Source organism: Dictyobacter arantiisoli, assembly GCF_008326305.1.
GTDB classification, from domain to species: Bacteria; Chloroflexota; Ktedonobacteria; order Ktedonobacterales; family Ktedonobacteraceae; genus Dictyobacter; species Dictyobacter arantiisoli.
Genome location: NZ_BIXY01000061.1, coordinates 24,505 through 42,828, shown reverse-complemented (window position 1 = coordinate 42,828; position 18,324 = coordinate 24,505). Strand labels below are relative to the sequence as shown.

Below are 18,324 nucleotides of genomic sequence, written 5' to 3'. Positions count from 1 at the left end.
GAAAACGATCATCACCCTCCTTTTCGTGGTAGTATATCGCAGAAAGACAGGCTCCTTCTCACCCACCTCTGCAGATACGATGAGGGAAAACAGGGCCGGGTCTCGATGACGGAAAACCATACACCCTGCCTGCTGACGGAGTCTGGGTACGGATCCTGGCGTGCTTGCAAGCGTTTTTTTGCGTGCACTACCATACCGCTTCATGAAGAGGAATGAAGGCAATCGGCGTTCCCCATGCTCCCTCTTTCCATTCATTTGTTGGAGTAGGTGGAGCGTCGGCACGCACCTACGTTTTCATCATCATTTCAGGTATTTGAGCCGTATTGGGGGACACCATGAACCATAAGGTTGGGAGCAATTTCAGGAGAAACATACCCAATAGCGCATAAAATGAACACAAACGTAGGTGCGTTCCATCATCATTCCAGGCCGCGACCTTCTTCTGCGACACGCAGGACAATGATTCCTTGCAAGTGACCAGCTTCGCCCCGCTCGTGCGCCTTCGGCGCTTCTGCCAAAGGCACAACCGTATCGACAATGACGCGCAATTGCCCCGTGTCGATCAACTCACTGATTGCAGCCAGATGCGCTCCATTGGAACGGACCTGGAATTTCTCAATGGTCACACCAGCCTCGGTGTGTTCAGTTTCGATCACGACGCCGTTGTTCATCGAGTGTAAGCCAATCCACAGGAGCGTGCCGCCGCGCTTGAGCGTCACGAGTAGCGGGTTTTCCCCCATGGCGCCGACGGTATCGATGGCTACATCGACCTCATGAGCCACTTGCTCTAGAGATGTGGTCGTGTAATCAACGAACACATCAACACCCAGTGCGCGCAGAAACGCTTCATGACGCCCAGATGCAACACCGATGACCCGCGCCCCTCTGGCCTTCGCCAGTTGCACTGCGATGTGACCAGTTCCACCAGCAGCCCCATTGACCAGCACGGTCTGTCCGGCTTGCAGATTCGTATGCTCCATAATCCCTTGCCATACGGTCAGCGCTGCCATCGGGACCGCTGCCGCCTGGAGATGATCAATGCTTGCTGGCTTGAGTGCCAGATGCTCCACTGGAGCCGTGATATATTCGGCATAGGCTCCTGCCGGGGAACCACCACCGGGAAAGCGAAGCAGGCCATAGACTGCATCACCCCTGTGAAATGCGGTGACACCTGGCCCAACAGCCTCGACAATCCCTGACGCTTGTGAGCCAGGAATAAAGGGCAGAGAGATTGCCCTTTGCTGGAGCACGCGCCGCACGGCCTCTGGCACGTTGGCAAACCCTGAGCGGAAATACCAATCACCAGGGTAGAGGCCTGCAGCAAAGACGCGAATCAGAACTTCGCCCGGCCCCGCCACAGGACGCGGCACGTCCTTGTACACTAACACTTCAGGACCTCCGAAGGTATGAATCTGTATGGCTTTCATGGTTTGAGATGTTTCAGTACTCATGTGTTCTCCTTTATGAGAGATGTCGATCATCAGGCTTCTTGCCGATGTCCTCTTGACTATAGCGCTATACTAGCAATATGTCCAATATATCGTTCCTATCCCTGCGAGATATAATATGTATAGCCAGCATGTCGAGTTGCGCCATTTGCGCTACTTCTTAGCCGTCGCTCAAGAGTTGCATTTTGGCCGAGCTGCCGAAAAATTGCAAATCGCACAGCCGCCTTTAAGTCAACAGATTCGCCAGTTGGAGCGGACCTTAGGGGTGCAGCTCTTCGAGCGGAATTACCATACCGTGACGCTGACGAACGCGGGCCAGGTGTTTCTGGAGGAAGCTCAACGCGTGCTTGAGCAGATGGAGTATGCCCTCTCGCGGGTGCAAGATGCACAACGCGGGCTGGCGGGTCGGCTGGACATTGGATATGTCGAGAGTACGAGCACAACGACCACCCTGATGTCTGACATCCTGGCCATCTACCGTCAGCGCTTTCCCGCTGTGGAGATTCGCCTGCGAGAGGTGACGATCCAGGACCAACTGCAAGCCATACAAGCGCAACAGATCCAGGTGGTTTTTGTCCTCTCCCCCTCGGTGATACCAGACGAGCTAGATTCAGTCGTTATTGAGCGTATTCCTCTCGTTGCTGCTTTCGCACAACGTCATCCCTTGGCTTCACAGGCGTCCATCTCGCTCCATTCCCTGAGCAATGAACCGTTCATTTTTTGCCAACGCCAGGTTTCACATTTTTTTTACGACCGGATCATTCAGCTCTGCGGCTTTAGTCCGCGCATTACGCAAGAGGTCCCTGACATTCGTATGCAACTTGGGCTGGTGGCTGCAAACCTGGGTATTGCCATTGTGCCTGCTTCAGCAGCAGACATCCGCAATCTAGGGATCGTTTATCGTCCTCTTGTCGATCTCGATGGGGATGGTGCCATCGAAACGGTTCTGGTGTGGCGTCGAAAAGACATCCCTCCCCTGGTCCAGGAATTTCTTGCCGTTGCACACGAGGTGCTGGGGCGGCGTACAAATACCGCGACAGAGGTTGAGGAAATGTAAGCTTCTGAGAAAAGTGCAAGGGATTGCCTCGTCGCTATGAGTAGTGGCATCATGTACGATAACATGTCCTTGATTTGGTTTCTCTCTTCCCATTACTTGACCGGTGTTTCTGTGCTTTTGTGAGTGAACCAGGCGCTGCTGGAGAGCATAGATGGCGGCCTGCGTGCGATCTGCGAGGTGCAGTTTGGTGAGAATGTTGAAAACGTGCGTTTTGAAAGAGTAGCTGAATTTTATTTTTTTACGATTCTATCTATCAGAAATAGAGCTACATTCACTATAACTGTGATAAGCTTATTTGCTTATCGACAAAATGAAATATTTATTTAATAATAATAATAATTTTATAGCTCCCTTGTTTGAGTTTTTCTCTCCTGAACATTGCTGAGCTTGTTTGCAATTATCTCTCACTCTTTGCCAGAAGGATTATTAATCTCATGGACATGACCGATCTTATTCGTACTATTAGTCTTATTGTTGCACCTGTTGTAATGATCTCGTGCTGTATTCTCTTCCTGAATGGACAACTCCAACGCTATGATGGCATCAGTGTGCGTATGCGTGCGATGACTCAGGAGCGTTTTGATCTCCTGCGCACCACTGAAAACACCCTGGAGGAGGCGATTGGGACGATGGATGAGTTTTGTAAGATACGCATCGATGAAATTGACGCACAACTTCCCCACCTGCTGCGCCGCCATAAATTGATCCACGATGCCGCGCTCCTGATCGGGATCGCGATTATGATCTTTGTGATCAGTATGTTTTTGCTTGCCATGGCGGCAATGCAACATTCAGATTCAATTGCGACCGTCGCCTTTATGACCTTCCTGGGCGGTGTCGGAATCGTCTGGTGCGGTGGCGTGGTGATCCTCTATGAACTGAATAAATCCCATCTCTCGATCCGCTATGAAGTGATACACTCGCTCAGTCTGGGCGAGAAAACACCCTCACTCACGCTCTCACGCGTACGCGTGCCACAGACAAAAGCAAGCAAGAAATATACCATTTCGCATAAAATCTCCTGATTCCCCGTTGCAATGGAGGGAAGCATAACCAGTAAAGTGCATCCTGCCGACATGGGCAAAAATTGTATTTCCCCTGCAGAATAATGAGCAACAAAAGAGTGCTGCATCTTTTTGCAGCATTGCTACACTCTTACAGCACCATCAAGCGATTCGCATAACGCATAATAAGATATCGATAACTTATCGTGTCAAAATGATATACAACATTGCAAAACATTGCACGTATACTAAATATATATTTATGTGCTGCATAAAAAAGCATTGGAATCCTATCTCTTGTTCATCTTTCTATGAATAACTTTTATTTATTGCTATCTATGACGGGAGAGAGTTGCTATGCAAATGCTCCATTCATCCAATGCCTGGTCCTATAGTATCGATTTTGATGGTATGATTGATTTCTGCATCTGGACCTTACAGGCTGATGGACTCCATGTTCCCCCATTTGATCAACATGTCAACAGAGACAGCTCATTACGGGCCGCCGGGCTTACCGCCAGGGATTGGGAGGTCTGGCTACAGCAGGTGATACATCAACAAAGCGCACAAAAACAAGCTCTCCAACGGCTTGCTGCCACCAATCCACTCAAGCCTCTTCAGAATCTGTCAGCGCGACAAGTCCTTGAGCCACAGTATCCTTACGTTGTCTGGGATGGCAATCAAGCAGTGCGAGAAAGATTGGCAGAGCTGTGGGGGCAATATACATCAGTCGCCAGCCAGCGTAAGAAGCGTGCACTTGAATTTGGCAGGGCGCTGCGCAACGCGGAACAACAGTCTGGCAAGCGACTCTACGATGAATTGCGTCCCTATCATGCACTTATTCCTCCTCTGACAATCTATTTAATCCGCTACGAGTTGCCGCTCGATTGTCTGATCCCCCCGGCGACGCTCTTGATGACGATTCAGGATGGTCAGCCAGAGCCAGAAGAATTTTGGGGGCGCGTGCGAGCAGCGGTCGCAGAACTCGTGGGACAGTCAAGCCCGCGAAACAGACCATCCCTCTCTACCGATGCAAAAGAGAAGCAGGGCAGCCACTCCAACGCACTGTATCGCACCTATGCCCGCAGGCCAATCCCACCCGTTTCACACGTACCACACGTACCACACGTACCACCGCGCCAGGAGCTACCCAATCGCGATGTTCTAGCCAGGCAAGCTGTGGTAGAACACCTGGGAAAGCAGCATGAGTTCTATGGGAACATAGATTTCGCCACCCTCCAATTCTTACGCGAGAAGAGTACCGCAGGCTGGAAGCTCTATGAAGCCACCTTCCAGGGGATTAATCGTGAGCAGCAGCGCTTTGTCTTCCTCTTGCAACAAAATGAGGATGGCACCTGGCACTTCATCAGTGGCGGGAGCAGCATCGATATGCAAAATCAGTGGTTCAAGCTCGTGGCACCCGTGCGCGATCATCCCTTGATCTTTCTTACCGTGAGCTGGACCATCTTCGGTAATCAGCAGCTTTTGCAGACGGCCTACGGGCATGTGATCGATAATGGCTTTCATATCAAGCGCGTGCGCCTGATCAATCAAGCGGGCCAGCAGCTTGAGGATGCCGTGGAGGATGGCTATGTCTTTTTTGCCTGCAGGCCGGAGCAGCAGATCAAGCTACCTATGCAGGCCGAGCTCTACGACCAGCACAACAAGCTCATCTGGAGGCAAACGATACCAGATCAGGCTCCGTAGCAGCCGCCCTTCACGGGTGAGGGGAACTCAGAAAACGATTTCATTTGGGTATGCATACAAATGAAGCGTGCGCTATAATAGCCAGGTATTGATTCTGATTACCGATAATTGCTATTTCGATAAGGAGCATGCTTTATTATGTCAAAGATGACTGGCGTTGTTTTACCAGGCAATCGACAATTAGAATTTCGGGATTTTCCGGTGCCGGAGCCAGGTCATGGGCAGGTCTTGGTACGCATGAAGGCATCGTCGCTCTGCGGGAGCGATCTGCGTGCGATCTATCGACCAACCGATCAGGGTCATGGGCCAGAGGCGTACCAGGGGGTGATCGCGGGACACGAGCCCTGTGGCATCATTGAGCGCGTGGGACCTGATGTGACGCGCTTTAAGGCCGGTGATCGCGTGGTCCTGTATCATATCGCGGGCTGCGGGCAGTGCCACAATTGCCGTAATGGCTGGATGATCAGTTGTACGGAAGAGGTGGGTGTTGAAGGTGGACGTGCCGCCTATGGCTGGCAGCGCAACGGTGGACACGCCGATTTCTTGCTGGCCGAGGAACGCACCCTGGTCGCCCTCCCCGACGAGTTGAGTTATCTGGATGGTGCCATGGTGGCCTGTGGCCTGGGAACCGCCTATGCGGCCTGTCTGCGCGCCAGCGTATCGGGGCGCGATACCGTCCTGATCACCGGATTGGGTCCGGTTGGGATTGGTACCGCGCTGCTCTGCCGCGCCATGGGCGCACGTGTTGTAGGAGCCGAAGCCATACCTGAGCGTATCGAGTTCTTCCAGAAGCTTGGCTTCACCGAAGTGGTTGACTCCAGAGACGTCAAGGCCCTGGATACCCTGCGCTCCCTGACCCAGGGCAATGGCTTTGAAGTCGCCATCGACTGTTCCGGCAATGCCACCGCACGCCACACCTGCCTCGAACTCGCCCGTGAGTGGGGGCGTGTCGTCTATGTCGGCGAAGGTGGCAGCGTCTCCTTTGAACCCAGTCCTCTGCTCCTGCACAAACAACTCACCCTGCATGGCTCCTGGGTCTGTAGTGTCCCCCAGATGGAAGATCTCCTTGAGCATCTTGTCCGCTGGAACCTGCATCCTGAAATCATGGTCACGCACCGCTTCACCCTCGATCAGGCCCGCGAAGCCTACGAACTCTTCGATAGCGGCAAATGCGGCAAAGTAGCCATCGTCTGGGAAGACAACCAGGCCTGAATGCTCAATACCGTCAATAATCAATAAAAACGTAGGTGCGGCACGAACGCTAGTGAGTCCCGCTTTCCCGTTCCTCGTACAGCAATCTCACCTCAACGCTCTGTCACGTGCCTCCGCACAATGGTTGGCGTATGCAGGGTCCTACCGTCTACAGGCGAGATATGTGTACGTGGAAGTGGAATGCGGACCTCCGTTGCGGCCTCGGCCACCTACTCCAACAAATGAATGGAAAGAGGGAGCATGGGGAACGCCGATGCATCCGTAGGAGCCACCCTTCACGGGTGGAGGGGCATTGCCATTGCGCCCCAAAGCCCCACCAGAGCAGGCGGGAAGGAGAGCCAGTGCGAGAGGGTCGTGACCCTCCACCCGTGAAGGGTGGCTCCTACGGATAGCTCCTCTCGCCTTCATTCCTCTTCATGAAGCGGTATGGTAGTGCACCCAAAAAAACGCTTGCAAGCACACCAGCATCCGTACCCAGACTCCGTCGGCAGGCAGGGAGTTCTTGCTTCACCTCCATTTGTTGGAGTAGGTGGACGTCGGGCCGCACCTACGTGTTTGGACTTTTCATGCGCGATGGGTAAGGATATTATGCAACCTGAGCTGTATTGATACGTACTATCTTTGTTAATCGAACATAATACACGCAATTTTATAGAATAGGCGCTAGAATTTATCGATTCTCGAAAGGGATAGTGCATGAATCAGCAGTCGGAATTTGAACGGCGCGAGCAGGCTGCCAATATTGCCGATACGTCGTATATGATGAATAACGATCCCCGCGAGCAGCGGCAGGCTCAGGAGCGGGAGCCGTTACAGGATACAGAGGCTTATCAAGCGGGCTATGCAGCGGCGATGCGGCAACGGATGGAGGGATATGAAGGCCAGAAGATTTATCCACAGTCGCAGCGTCGTCGGCGTCCACGACGTCTGTGGATCGCTGCGTCCATCATCTTGCTCCTGCTCGTGCTAGGGGGTGCATTTAACTTTGCCACTAATGTCACTGGTAACCACGCTACCTTGTATCCAACACGCACCTTTACCGTGGGGGCCATGCCAAAGATCATCGTTAATGCCCAGGTAGGCTCCATAAGATTCCATACGGGCGCGAGCGATACGGTGACGGTCACAGCCACCGAGAAAGATAGCGGACTGTTCAATCAATCACACGCGGTCAATGTCGAAAGCACACAGGACAGCAATTCCAACACCATCACTGTTAATGAACAGAAGACATCTGGATCTGACTTCATGCATAACAAGAATGTCGATATTGATGTCACTCTACCCGCCAATAGCAACATCCAGTCCTCCCTCAATCTCGGCAATATCACTATCAACGGTGTGAGCGGTACCATGGATGTAAAAGATAATACCGGCAAAGTCGAGATTGAGGACAGCACCCTGACAGGGACATCCAGTATTCGCGAGAACATTGGGGACATCACCTTCCAGGGCTCAATCACCAACGACGGCGACTACACCTTCGAGGACAACACTGGAGCCATCAATCTCACCTTTCCAGCCGACCAGATCTTTGCACTGGATAGCAAGACCAACATTGGCAAAGTAAGCAACGAATTCAATTCCAATGATAACCCTGCCAACACCGAGAGCCATATCCATCTCCATCTTAAAAACAATATCGGAGCCATCAACATCAATAAACAATAACATCCTTTGTTGCAGGATGGGCAGAATGATTTGAACCATTGTAGAGGTAAAACAAGAGATAGCGTCAGAAGCGATGTGATATCATGGGAGACGAAAGCAGACTTGCGTTGCAAATAACAGAGAATTCCATAGCATACAAAGGAGTTTTTCAATGCGTGCAACTGTGTACCATGGTCCTCGCGATATGCGGGTCGAAAATGTGCCTGATCCTAAGATTGAGCAGCCAACAGATGCCGTGCTGCGTGTCAGTCTGGCCTGTATCTGTGGTTCGGACCTGTGGCCGTATCGGGGAGTGCAAAAGATGCCCGATGGCGCGCGGATGGGCCATGAGTTGATGGGGATTGTGGAGGAGGTGGGATCTGAGGTGAAGACCATGAAGAAAGGGGATCTCGTGATCTCGCCCTTTGTGATTTCAGATGGCACCTGCGAGTTTTGTCAGAAGGGCCTGCAAACCTCCTGCATCCATGGCTCGGTCTGGGGTGGGACTGAAAATGATGGTGGGCAGGGGGAGGCCGTGCGCACTCCCTGGGCCGATGGCACGCTGGTTGTGCTTCCTGCAGAGGTGAAGAACGATGAAGCCATGCTGAAGAAGATCTTGCCTCTGACCGATGTCATGGGCACGGGCTATCATGCAGCGCTGGCGGCAGGAGTGCGCCCGGGCGGAACTGCCGCGATTGTAGGCGATGGCGCGGTCGGCCTCTGTGGTATCCTGGCGGCGAAATTGATGGGTGCGCAAGAGATTATCATGGTCGGACATCAGGAAAAGCGCCTCAAGGTCGCCGAGCAATTCGGTGCCACTAAACTGGTCAGGAAAACAGGTGAGGAAGCAGTCAAAGAGGTACAGGAGATGACCAAAGGAGGAGCCGAGGCCGTACTCGAATGCGTCGGCACTCAGGATTCCCTGAATCAGTCGCTGGGTATGGCACGCCCCGGCAGCTATGTCGGTTTTGTTGGCGTCCCGACCGGCAAAGAGATTAATATGCTCAGGATGTTCATGGCGAATGTCGCGCTACGTGGTGGAGTCGCGCCTGTGCGGGCGTATCTACCCAAACTCCTCAAACACATACTCAACGGCACCATTGATCCTTCCCCCGTCCTCGACATGAGCATCAATCTGGATGATGTTCCCGAGGGCTATGTTGCCATGGACAATCGCAAAGCCATCAAAGTCATGGTCAACCCCCAGGCTTGATCACAGGGGAAACCCACCTGTGTTCTTATTACTATGTGATGCAGAAAAATCTAAAGGACTTTTCTGCATCACATAGTAATATTTATTCTTCTGAAAAGAGAGGTTCCAGAGGTGACTTAAGCCACCTCTGCTTCCTGCAAGGTCACTTGATAGCCCAATTGCTCCAGGCGTCGGAGAGCCCACCGTTTGGAAGCTTCTGCCGTTTGATCCTGGAGGTGCTCCGGCCCTAGTTCACGATACGGTTGCTGCTCATGAAGTAAGTGATAGATAATCACCAGAATGCGGTGAGCCAGAGCGACAATGGCTTTTTTGTATCCCATCCGTTTGCGCAATCGTTGGAAGTAGGCTCCCAGGAACGTCTTCTTACTGCGGGCAGCCGCGCTTGCCGCTTCAACGAGGGCTTGACGAAGCCAGCGGTTTCCTTTGCCCGTTTTGTTGCTGAGCCGTTTGCCTGCACTAATCTTGGCTTCTGGGCACAAGCCAGCCCAGGAGACGAGTTGGTCCTCGCTCGCAAAGCGATCCACTCCCCTACCCACTTCGGCAATCACGATCTCCCCAATGCGAAGGTTGATGCCAGGAATTTGGTCCAGGAAGTCGAGAACCTGAGCATTCGTGAGTTTCTTGTCAGATGGTGCAATTAGTTCAAGAGAAGGCGCAACAGCAAGAGAGGCTTCTGGTGGCTCCTGGGGAGGGGCCTTCTTCCCAACTGATTGGTCTTCGAGTGGGTCTGGATCATCTGGTCCCCCAGGAAGACCGAGACGTTGGGCAATCTCTTGATCCAACTCTCTCAATTGTCCATCGAGAAAGTCGATCTGGCGAAGTTGACTTCCCAGCAAGAAGCGATGATGATCTGAAAGCGTTCCTTGGACTGCTTCCTTCAACTCGTTGCGCTTCTCTCGCAAGCGTCCTCGTGCCAAGTCTGCCAGGATTTCGGGATCGTGCTCTCCTTGGATCATCGCTTGCAAGATCGCTCGTCCGGACTTATCAGTAATAAAAGAAGACTTATATACAATATAGCTCATCTATAAGCGGCGGTAGTCAGCTTTCCTACAGCAATACCGTTGCAGTGAAAACCGCCTATCGCAACGCTGGTGCTGGACAGGATCAGACTGCGGCATACATCTTCGCCTCGGCACCGATCACGCTCGAAACGGGTAAACAGGTCGCCAGCATCACCTTGCCTGCTTCAGTCAATCAAGGCTCGCTGCACGTCTTCGCCCTGGCCATCTCTTAAACCGTCTCGTCTGTACAGCAACGTGTAGCCATACAGACATAGCTCTACACGCGGTCACCTGTCCTATCAGGCGCTCTGGTTCATCAAAAGTTGAACCAGAGCGCCTTGCTGAGCAGATAGAAATGCCCGGACAGGATGGCGAGTTGCATCTTTTCCCGATTGAGGGCGGGCGATTAAATTGAGCGGGCTGTCGCATCTACCAGAGCAGGCGCTATGATGGAAGTTGCAGTGGGAATGAGCGGAGATGCGTGGGGGAAACGACTCTGTAAACGCGCAATTCAAGACTACACATTCACAGGGAAGGGCACGCAAGGCCTGGTGCACTGTCAGGCGGCACGACGTGAGCGTAACCGCCATAAGCCAGCAACCCGTTCCCTCACAGTTGAGCGTGGGACTGTGAGCTAGGGCTCCTCTGCAAGATGCGTTTTGAGATCTTTAAGCCGCTGCTCTCGGGACTGTTCAAGACGTTGCCGAGCCAGACGCTCTTCTAGACTGTCGTTGGGGTGATAGAAAGTGGTCTGCATCGTGTCCATCAGGTGCTTTGAGCTGTGCTCTAATCGGTCGTTCCAGGCTGGGCGTTGATCGAAAATGGTCTGCTCCGTCGTCTCAACCTGCTCCGTGAGTTCGTGTATCTTAGTGGCGACGTCGAGCCATTTCTCTTGTAATTTCCAGTTTGCGCCGGACTCTCGCTCGTATTGCAGTCTGCGCTCCCGATACTCCGGATCGTTCTTATACCGCTCCCGATTGTACTCCCGCTGGTACTTCCGTGCACGCTCGCGGTAATCCGATTCGTTCTTGTACCGCTCCCGCTTGTGCTCCAGCAAACGCTCCCGGTAATCCGGTTCGTTCTTATACCGATCCCGATTATACTCCCGCTGGTACTTCCGTGCACGCTCCCGGTACTCCAGGTCGTTCTTCATTCGTTCCCGCCAGCGCTGCTGACTCGTCTGGCTAACCTCTGCTTGATCCCTGGAGGCATCGTGCACAGTCGGCTCGGTGCTGGGGAACCTCTCGCTGAGGAACTGCCAGAAGTCGTCGTCGAGGTCCTCTTCCGGCAGGGAGACCATGTCCTCGGTGCTGGGGAACCCCTCGCTGAGGAACTGCCAGAAGTCGTCGTTGAGATCCTCTTCCGGCAGGGAGACCATGTCCTCGGTGCTGGGAAACCCCTCGCTGAGGAACTGCCAGAAGTCGTCGTCGAGGTCCTCTTCCGGCAGGGAGACCATGTCCTCGGTCTGCTCGGTCACCTCAGCACTTGTAGAAGACGTAGCGAGCTGGTTTCGCTCCCAGGCGCTGTCACTGACATCTGCATCCGCGGTGCTCGCTGAGGATTGGAGCGATTCGCGGTGTCCCAGAAACCTCATATCTCTGTGTTACCTCTCTTCTCTTGAGTGTGCGATGCTGGCGGGCCTTGCACAGGTCCACGTCCCTCTTATGATATATCAAAGCACATAAGGTACAGATGCGCAAGGGGCTCGCGCGCCTCACCTATCTGCTGCAGAGCCCTCCACACTCCACACTCCACACTCCACGCACCACGCGGAAGACGCTCTCATGCATCCTGCTACCTTTCTCATACTCAAACGTGTGCAAGACACGCCAGAGCGGTCAGTTGTTCCTGCTTCATAGCCAGTTGCCAGAGCACGAGGACCTTTGGATCAGCTCCCTCGTTTCGGTCTCACATTGGCTCCACAGGCGCTTTAACGTCATCGGTCGTAGCCACTGCCCAGGACGGCCACCTTTAAGCCGAAAGGCGGCGAAGCATGTCGTGTGCAAACTGTGCCAGGTTCAAGGACGCATTCAGATCGCGATCGATCACCAGCCCACAGGCCAGACACTGATAGGTGCGATGCTTGAGAGGCATCCGTTTTTTGATCTGTCCGCACTTTGAACAGCGTTTGGTCGAGGGAAACCAGCGCGAGGCGATGAAGAAGTTCCCGCCAGAAGCAGCGACCTTGGTCTTCAACAACTGCAAGAGTTGTCCCATCGCCGCATCAGCCACGGCACGTGAGAGCTTCCGATTGGCCATCATCCCCAAGATGTTGAGGTCCTCGACGCCAATGGTCCCGCAGGTTCGAGCCAGTTCGGTGGTGAATTTGTGCTGGACATCTCGACGGATGTTGGCGATCTGCTGATGCTTGCGTGCGACCTTCACCCGCTGCTTCTGATCGTTCTCGCTGAAGGTGGTTTTCCCCGTGTGCGGGTCTTTGGTCTTCTGTTTGCGACTGAGGTGGCGTTGGAGCTTGCCGAGCTTGTTGAGATGGCGTGCGAGTGGCTTTTGGTTCTCAAGCACTCGTCCATCGCTCACCACGGCAGCTTGTTTCAACCCCACATCCACTCCCACGACTGGTACCGGAGTCGGAGGCAAGGGCTTCTTGATCTCCATCTGAATGCTCAGATACCAGTGACCAGCCTCACAGGAGACGGTGGCTCCGAGAATCTTGACCGACTCACAGAGCACCTGTTTTCGTTTGTTGCGCTTCTTTGTGGGAGGAGTCACCTTTCCTGTCTCGACAAAACGCAGCTTTTCCGCCAGGTTGACCGTTCCCAGTTTTCGCCTGAGCTTGCCTCGCTCCTTCTCCTGCTTCCGTTGATCCAGGATGAAACGACCTAACCCCGGAATGGCGATCCAATGACTGCCGAGGGTGAATTTATCATTGGAGAGATAAAACGACTCGTGCGATTTCCCTTTCTGCTTATATCTTGGATAGGCCGCCCGTCCAGCAAAGAAGTTACTGTACGCTTTTCCTAGATCATCAAAGGCTCCCTCCACGACGCACTTGGTGACCTCATATGTCCACGGATAGGCTTCTGCTCGAATAGCATGGAACTGCTTCTTCAGCGCAAGTGCGTTGGGTAGTGGAAGTACGCGCTGCCCTTCAGGAACCGTTTTTTGTTCCAGCGTATACGCCTGGTACTGCTTTTCCCACTGTTCGCGCCCCCAATTGTAAATGAACCGCCTGGTGCCACAGGCACGTTTCAAATACGCCACCTGTTCAGGTGTGGGATTCATTCTGATCCGGTGCGCGGTTTTCATCTTTGAGTGCCTTTTCTAATACTTTGCGGTAGTTGCGCAGTCCATACAACCGTGAGCTAAAACAATGGGTAATGGTGATCAAATCCTGAACCAACTCTTGTGCAGGAGAAAACTGCTCGGTATTCATCACCACGATTTCGCAGTCGTGGGTTTCGCACAGATGCACCAGCAAGTGATACCCAAAGCGTGCCAGTCGATCCTTGTGGGCAATGAGCAGCACTGCCACTTCTCCCGCAAGGATGGCATCAACCAGTCGCAGAAACTGTTTCCGTTTGAAATTGAGTCCCCCACCAATTTCGCTGATCCATTCATCGACTTCATAGCGGTTCGCTTCACAAAACGCGGCCAGGACTCTTCGCTGGTTTTCCAGGTCCGGCTTTTGCGCGACACGCGATACGCGGCAATAGGCAATGATCCGCCGTCTCTCCCCCGCTTCCTGGGGGAGAATCGAGAGGAGGTCTTCTTGCGTGTAGTAGCGCCTATTCGTTGCAGTTCGGTGGGCTTTGAGCACCCCTTGCCGATCCCATCGTTGCAACGTCTTGACGGAAACACGGATTCTTTCCCCAAATTCTCTCGGTGTATACATTCGCCTATCTTACACACCTTTGTGTACTTTGTCAAGAGCTAGCTCTTGTCTCCTTTGCAAGGTGCATGGCGAGGGCGATAATCCGTCACCTGATCCATCACGCACGATCCGACAAACGCTGGTCCATGTGTCTGTCATATGACTTATAAATTGGCCCTTGTCCAGATTTGGGACTTACTGCTTGTTTCTTGAGATGATTGTCGCCTCGTGGCGCAGAGCCCGCAGTGGAAAAGCAGCATAGACAGGATCAATAGGCCACCTTGCCTTGCCAGAGATCAGTAGTCGGGTTGAGAGTATCAAAAGTGAAACAGCCAAAGAGGATTGGTCCGCGGAAGGGAAATATGACGCATTCCTTATCGGTAAATATTGGGAAAGTTAGACGTGTTTATGATAAGAAGAAATACAAGATGGGACAGCAGAAAACAAAGAATATCTTTAGGCAGTAGATAGATCAACGTTTGTAGCACCAGATGATTGTTCCTTGTTACAGGGCAGGGATGACACTGGCAAATTTCATTTTCGTATGGTTGTATCAAAAAAGTTTTTTAAGGGGATGACAGTATATGAAAACATTACGACGTTTGGGCGCGTGTACGTTTATGATTCTGCTAACCGTTTTGCTGACAGCCTGTGGTGGCACGGCCAATCAAGCCGCTACGACATCCACCACGAATCAGAACACGGGGATGGCGACGACGACCGCCGCCAATAATGGCTATGGCACGGCTGGCACACCGACAAATACCGGACAGATGGATACGATGCAAGGTATTACCATCACTTTTAGTACCACCGGCAATATGGCTGCCTTTATTCATACTGGAACCGCTATGATCAATGGCGAGCAGATGCATGTCCTGCTCACCAATAAGGGCTTCCCAATCTACACGTTTAAGGATGATCCCGCGCTCAAAGCGACCTGTACCGCTGATTGCGCGATCGACTGGCCTCCTGTCCTGGCACCGGCCAGCATGATGACGGTCGGCAGTTCTATGACACTCCCTAAACAGCTATCGGTCCATCAGACCACCAATGGTGCGCAGGTCTTCTACGATAATCACGCCCTCTATACCTATGCAGCCGATACGCAAGCGGGACAGGCGCAGGGCAATGGGCAGGATATGAAGTGGTATCTGGCGGCCTCTTTAGCGAAGAACATGACGACTACTAACAAGCCTACAACCACTACAGCGCCCACAACCACCATGATGCAAGGTATCACGACCACAGTCAATATGACGGGCGATATGAATGCGTTTATCCATACCGGATTGGCCGCGATCAATGGTCGTCAGGTCCATGTGCTACTGACAAATAAAAACTTTGCCCTCTACTACTACAAGAGTGACACCGCGTTTCAAGCCACCTGTACCGGCGCCTGTGCCAAAGACTGGCCCCCACTCCTGGCACCGCAGGGCATGATGACGATATCCAGTTCCATCACGCTTCCCAAACAACTATCAGTCCATCAGACCGCCAATGGCGCGCAGATCTTCTATGACGGCCATGCCCTCTATACCTATGCCACAGATACCCAGGCAGGCCACGCCCTGGGCCGTGGACAAGATATGCTCTGGTACATGGTTGGCTTCCTGCTCTAAGCTCCATTATCCTCGCTAAAACAAGATCTGCCCAGAAAGCACGTCACTTCCGCCATAAAGGTAGAGGTGACGTGCTATTATTAAGGGATATATTTCTGTTTAGTATAGACAAGCAAGCATTTTATTGCCTGTGACCTAGAGGATAGTATGAAACAGCAGTCACTCCGTTTGTATATGTATCTCTCAATCGCCGCAGCATTGGTGACGATGGCGGTCAAATTTATTGGTTATATGTTAACGGGTTCAGTGGGATTATTCTCGGATGCTGCCGAATCGATTGTGAATCTGGTGGCCGCGCTGGTAGGATTATGGGCCATCACTCTGGCGGCCCGGCCCGCAGATGAGGATCATACCTATGGGCATACTAAGTCAGAATACTTTTCCAGCGGGGTTGAAGGCGCATTGATTCTGGTGGCGGCCCTCATTATTGCGGTAGAAGCCATTCCCCGCCTCTTCCATCCAGAACCCATTCAGCAAGCCTTTGTCGGTCTCTCCTTCTCTGTAACTGGCGGCCTGATCAATGGCATCCTGGCATGGTTTATGTTGCGCGAAGGCAAGAAACAACGCTCAATCACGCTCGAAGCCGACGCCCATCATTTATTCGCCGATGTCATGACCACCACTGGCGTCCTGATCGGCGTGCTTCTGGTCGCGCTCACCAGATGGTATATCCTCGATCCCATTGTCGCCCTGCTGGTCGCGCTCAATATTATCTGGACCAGCATCAAATTGCTGCGCCAGACTGGCCTGGGACTGCTCGATACAGCACTGCCAGCGGAAGATATCAAGATCGTCAACGATATCCTGGATACCTATCGTCAGCACGGCATCGAGTTCCATGCCCTGCGCCATAGAATGGCGGGCAGACGCCGCTTTGTCTCCTTCCACATCATCGTCCCCGGAAATTGGACCGTCCTCAAAGGTCATACTATGTGTGAAGAGATTGAGCGCACCATCAGGGCCGGTTTGCCAGATAGCACCGTCTTTACCCATCTCGAACCCAAAGAAGATCCTATCACTTTTCAAGACATGGAACTGGATCGAGTCCCCGACGTCATCTAAACAATCCATCGGGCAACAGCACTTTCTCATCTGTTGTATTACAAAGTGTCAGCCTCCCAATACCAGCGGGATCTTGCTGCTCCCTGGCTGGCTGGCGCTTGCGCGCCTGCACCCTTTTTATTATGTGATGTAGAAAAGGTTCTTCGAACCTTTTCTACATCACATAATAAAAAGATGTTTGAGCACCGCAGGTGCGAAAACTCATGCACAGAGATGGTGGAGAGCTTAGAGCGCGTAGGATGGTTTTCTGACGACGGTATGATAGAGTCTGTAGAGTTGTTCTGCGCAGTCATCCCAGGTCGGTAAGTTCAGTTGGGCAGGAATAAGTGGATTGCTTAACTGGTCCAGGACGGCGGCGGCCAGTTCTTCGGGCGTGCTGTCGGGAGATACGGCACGGGCCAGATTTTTCTGGGCATATTCTCTGAGGGCAGATGTGTCGGCAACCAGGACCGGACGATGCAACGCCAGCGCCTCCATGATGGCAATACCTTGCGATTCGTACTCGCTGAGCAATGTTACCAGCGATGCCTGGGAGAGCAGGGCCATCATTTCTTCCCGGTTGCTGGCCGGGATAGCGCGGATGGTGACATGTTCAGCCACATTCAGCTTGCGGGCCATTTCATGTAATGCTGCTTCATAGGGTCCCGCCCCCAGAATTGCCAGTCGGGCATCGGGACGCGCTTCGCGTATTTTAGGAAGGGCGGCAATTAAATGCTGATGTCCTTTATAACGTTCTAAGCGACCAACCGAGACAATCAGATTTGCTGACGACGCTTCAACCTCAGGATATGATCCCTCAGGCACGCTAAAGCCATTGGGAATGACAGAAAACTGTTTTTCAGGAAGATGCAGGAGGTCACGGAAATAGTTTGTCTCAAATTCGGAGACGCCAATGAGCTTCTCAGCATCCGCGAGAAGAGGACGTAAGAGTTTCCATTGTGTCGCTCTAAATGTCGTTCTCAAACGAGACGAATGTCCACCCGAATGAAATGTCGCAATATAGGGTATTTTTTCTGCTCTGGCAGCCAGCATGACCATCGGTGAGAACAAGGTATGGCAGCCCTGGCAATGAATGAGATCCCAATGGCCGCGTTTCATAAAAGAATGGATGTCCGGGGCAATATAGAAATCTGATGGCTGTCTCCAGGCTTGCACACGTATGACCTTCATTCCTTCAACTTCTTCCTCCACCGGAACTGGCGCTGTGTAGTGATGAGGAAACGTTGTCAAAAGGGTTACATTCATACCACGTTGCGCAAGACGCCGTCCAACTTCGTGCACATGCATTTCAGTCCCACCAGTATCCGGGAAATAGCGCGGCGTAGTCATTAATATGTTTAATGGAGGCTGGTTATTGAACACGAATGTTCCTTTCGAATAAATTCACATTTTAAATTTCTTCAGCATAAAGAGGATTAATAATTATTATTCTATCAAGGATTGAAGTGTATGGACGTGAGAAGTGTTGAAAAACTATGCTTCTTTCAACACTTCTCTCAGCTCGAATTTGCTCGTG

General features: G+C 52.5%; 16 protein-coding genes and 1 pseudogene. 10 read left to right on the top strand and 7 right to left on the bottom strand.

All coding sequences use genetic code 11. The annotated features are described in order from the left end of the window. Positions 1-419 precede the first annotated feature (419 nt). The gene (locus F1593_RS18555) at positions 420-1,451 is read right to left on the bottom strand and encodes an NADP-dependent oxidoreductase (protein ID WP_149403059.1); all 1,032 of its coding nucleotides are present in this window, start codon (positions 1,449-1,451) and stop codon (positions 420-422) included. Positions 1,452-1,566: 115 nt separating this feature from the next. On the opposite strand from F1593_RS18555, the gene F1593_RS18550 reads away from it, so the two are divergent. Beyond that, positions 1,567-2,505, top strand: a complete 939-nt coding sequence (locus tag F1593_RS18550) for a LysR substrate-binding domain-containing protein (RefSeq protein ID WP_149403058.1) — start codon at positions 1,567-1,569, stop codon at positions 2,503-2,505. Between the two features lie 126 nt (positions 2,506-2,631). On the opposite strand, the pseudogene F1593_RS29875 reads toward F1593_RS18550, so the two are convergent. After that, a pseudogene (locus F1593_RS29875) lies at positions 2,632-2,718 on the bottom strand (DNA-binding response regulator); the annotation flags it as partial. Positions 2,719-2,939: 221 nt separating this feature from the next. On the opposite strand from F1593_RS29875, the gene F1593_RS18540 reads away from it, so the two are divergent. From F1593_RS18540 to F1593_RS18520, 5 genes are all read left to right on the top strand, one after another. Further along, positions 2,940-3,530 (top strand): DUF2721 domain-containing protein, encoded by a 591-nt coding sequence (locus tag F1593_RS18540; protein ID WP_149403057.1) that lies wholly within the window; start codon positions 2,940-2,942, stop codon positions 3,528-3,530. Between the two features lie 336 nt (positions 3,531-3,866). Beyond that, on the top strand, positions 3,867-5,216 hold the full coding sequence (locus F1593_RS18535) for a hypothetical protein (protein ID WP_149403056.1): 1,350 nt from the start codon (positions 3,867-3,869) through the stop codon (positions 5,214-5,216). Between the two features lie 147 nt (positions 5,217-5,363). Beyond that, entirely contained in the window at positions 5,364-6,428 is a 1,065-nt protein-coding gene (locus tag F1593_RS18530; RefSeq protein WP_149403060.1) for a zinc-dependent alcohol dehydrogenase family protein, read from the top strand. Between the two features lie 696 nt (positions 6,429-7,124). Beyond that, positions 7,125-8,099 (top strand): DUF4097 family beta strand repeat-containing protein, encoded by a 975-nt coding sequence (locus F1593_RS18525; protein WP_149403055.1) that lies wholly within the window; start codon positions 7,125-7,127, stop codon positions 8,097-8,099. 151 nt (positions 8,100-8,250) lie between these two features. Further along, positions 8,251-9,291 (top strand): zinc-dependent alcohol dehydrogenase family protein, encoded by a 1,041-nt coding sequence (locus F1593_RS18520; RefSeq protein ID WP_149403054.1) that lies wholly within the window; start codon positions 8,251-8,253, stop codon positions 9,289-9,291. Positions 9,292-9,407: 116 nt separating this feature from the next. Here F1593_RS18520 and F1593_RS18515 read toward each other — a convergent pair whose 3' ends face one another. Next, positions 9,408-10,247 carry a transposase gene (locus F1593_RS18515; RefSeq protein WP_235932620.1) on the bottom strand — a complete coding sequence of 280 codons (840 nt, stop codon included), beginning with the start codon at positions 10,245-10,247 and terminating at the stop codon, positions 9,408-9,410. Between the two features lie 110 nt (positions 10,248-10,357). Here F1593_RS18515 and F1593_RS28455 point away from each other — a divergent pair, with 110 nt between their 5' ends. After that, complete coding sequence (locus F1593_RS28455) at positions 10,358-10,525, top strand: hypothetical protein (RefSeq protein ID WP_172632241.1); 168 nt, start codon at positions 10,358-10,360, stop codon at positions 10,523-10,525. A gap of 213 nt (positions 10,526-10,738) precedes the next feature. Beyond that, positions 10,739-10,930: a hypothetical protein gene (locus F1593_RS18510; RefSeq protein WP_149403052.1), complete on the top strand. Its 192-nt coding sequence runs from the start codon at positions 10,739-10,741 to the stop codon at positions 10,928-10,930. On the opposite strand, the gene F1593_RS18505 is transcribed toward F1593_RS18510, so the two are convergent. From F1593_RS18505 to F1593_RS18495, 3 genes are all read right to left on the bottom strand, one after another. Continuing rightward, positions 10,927-11,769 carry a putative RNA-binding protein gene (locus F1593_RS18505; RefSeq protein ID WP_149403051.1) on the bottom strand — a complete coding sequence of 281 codons (843 nt, stop codon included), beginning with the start codon at positions 11,767-11,769 and terminating at the stop codon, positions 10,927-10,929. The genes F1593_RS18510 and F1593_RS18505 overlap by 4 nt on opposite strands. A 494-nt stretch (positions 11,770-12,263) precedes the next feature. Continuing rightward, positions 12,264-13,559, bottom strand: a complete 1,296-nt coding sequence (locus F1593_RS18500; RefSeq protein ID WP_149403050.1) for an RNA-guided endonuclease InsQ/TnpB family protein — start codon at positions 13,557-13,559, stop codon at positions 12,264-12,266. Further along, on the bottom strand, positions 13,519-14,145 hold the full coding sequence (locus tag F1593_RS18495) for an IS607 family transposase (protein ID WP_149403049.1): 627 nt from the start codon (positions 14,143-14,145) through the stop codon (positions 13,519-13,521). The genes F1593_RS18500 and F1593_RS18495 overlap by 41 nt, the downstream gene beginning before the upstream one ends. A gap of 563 nt (positions 14,146-14,708) precedes the next feature. On the opposite strand from F1593_RS18495, the gene F1593_RS18490 reads away from it, so the two are divergent. Beyond that, on the top strand, positions 14,709-15,746 hold the full coding sequence (locus F1593_RS18490) for a hypothetical protein (protein ID WP_149403048.1): 1,038 nt from the start codon (positions 14,709-14,711) through the stop codon (positions 15,744-15,746). A 147-nt stretch (positions 15,747-15,893) separates the two neighbouring features. Beyond that, positions 15,894-16,808, top strand: a complete 915-nt coding sequence (locus tag F1593_RS18485; RefSeq protein WP_149403047.1) for a cation diffusion facilitator family transporter — start codon at positions 15,894-15,896, stop codon at positions 16,806-16,808. Positions 16,809-17,033: 225 nt separating this feature from the next. Here F1593_RS18485 and F1593_RS18480 read toward each other — a convergent pair whose 3' ends face one another. Next, complete coding sequence (locus F1593_RS18480) at positions 17,034-18,170, bottom strand: glycosyltransferase family 4 protein (protein WP_149403046.1); 1,137 nt, start codon at positions 18,168-18,170, stop codon at positions 17,034-17,036. Between the last annotated feature and the right edge of the window lie 154 nt (positions 18,171-18,324).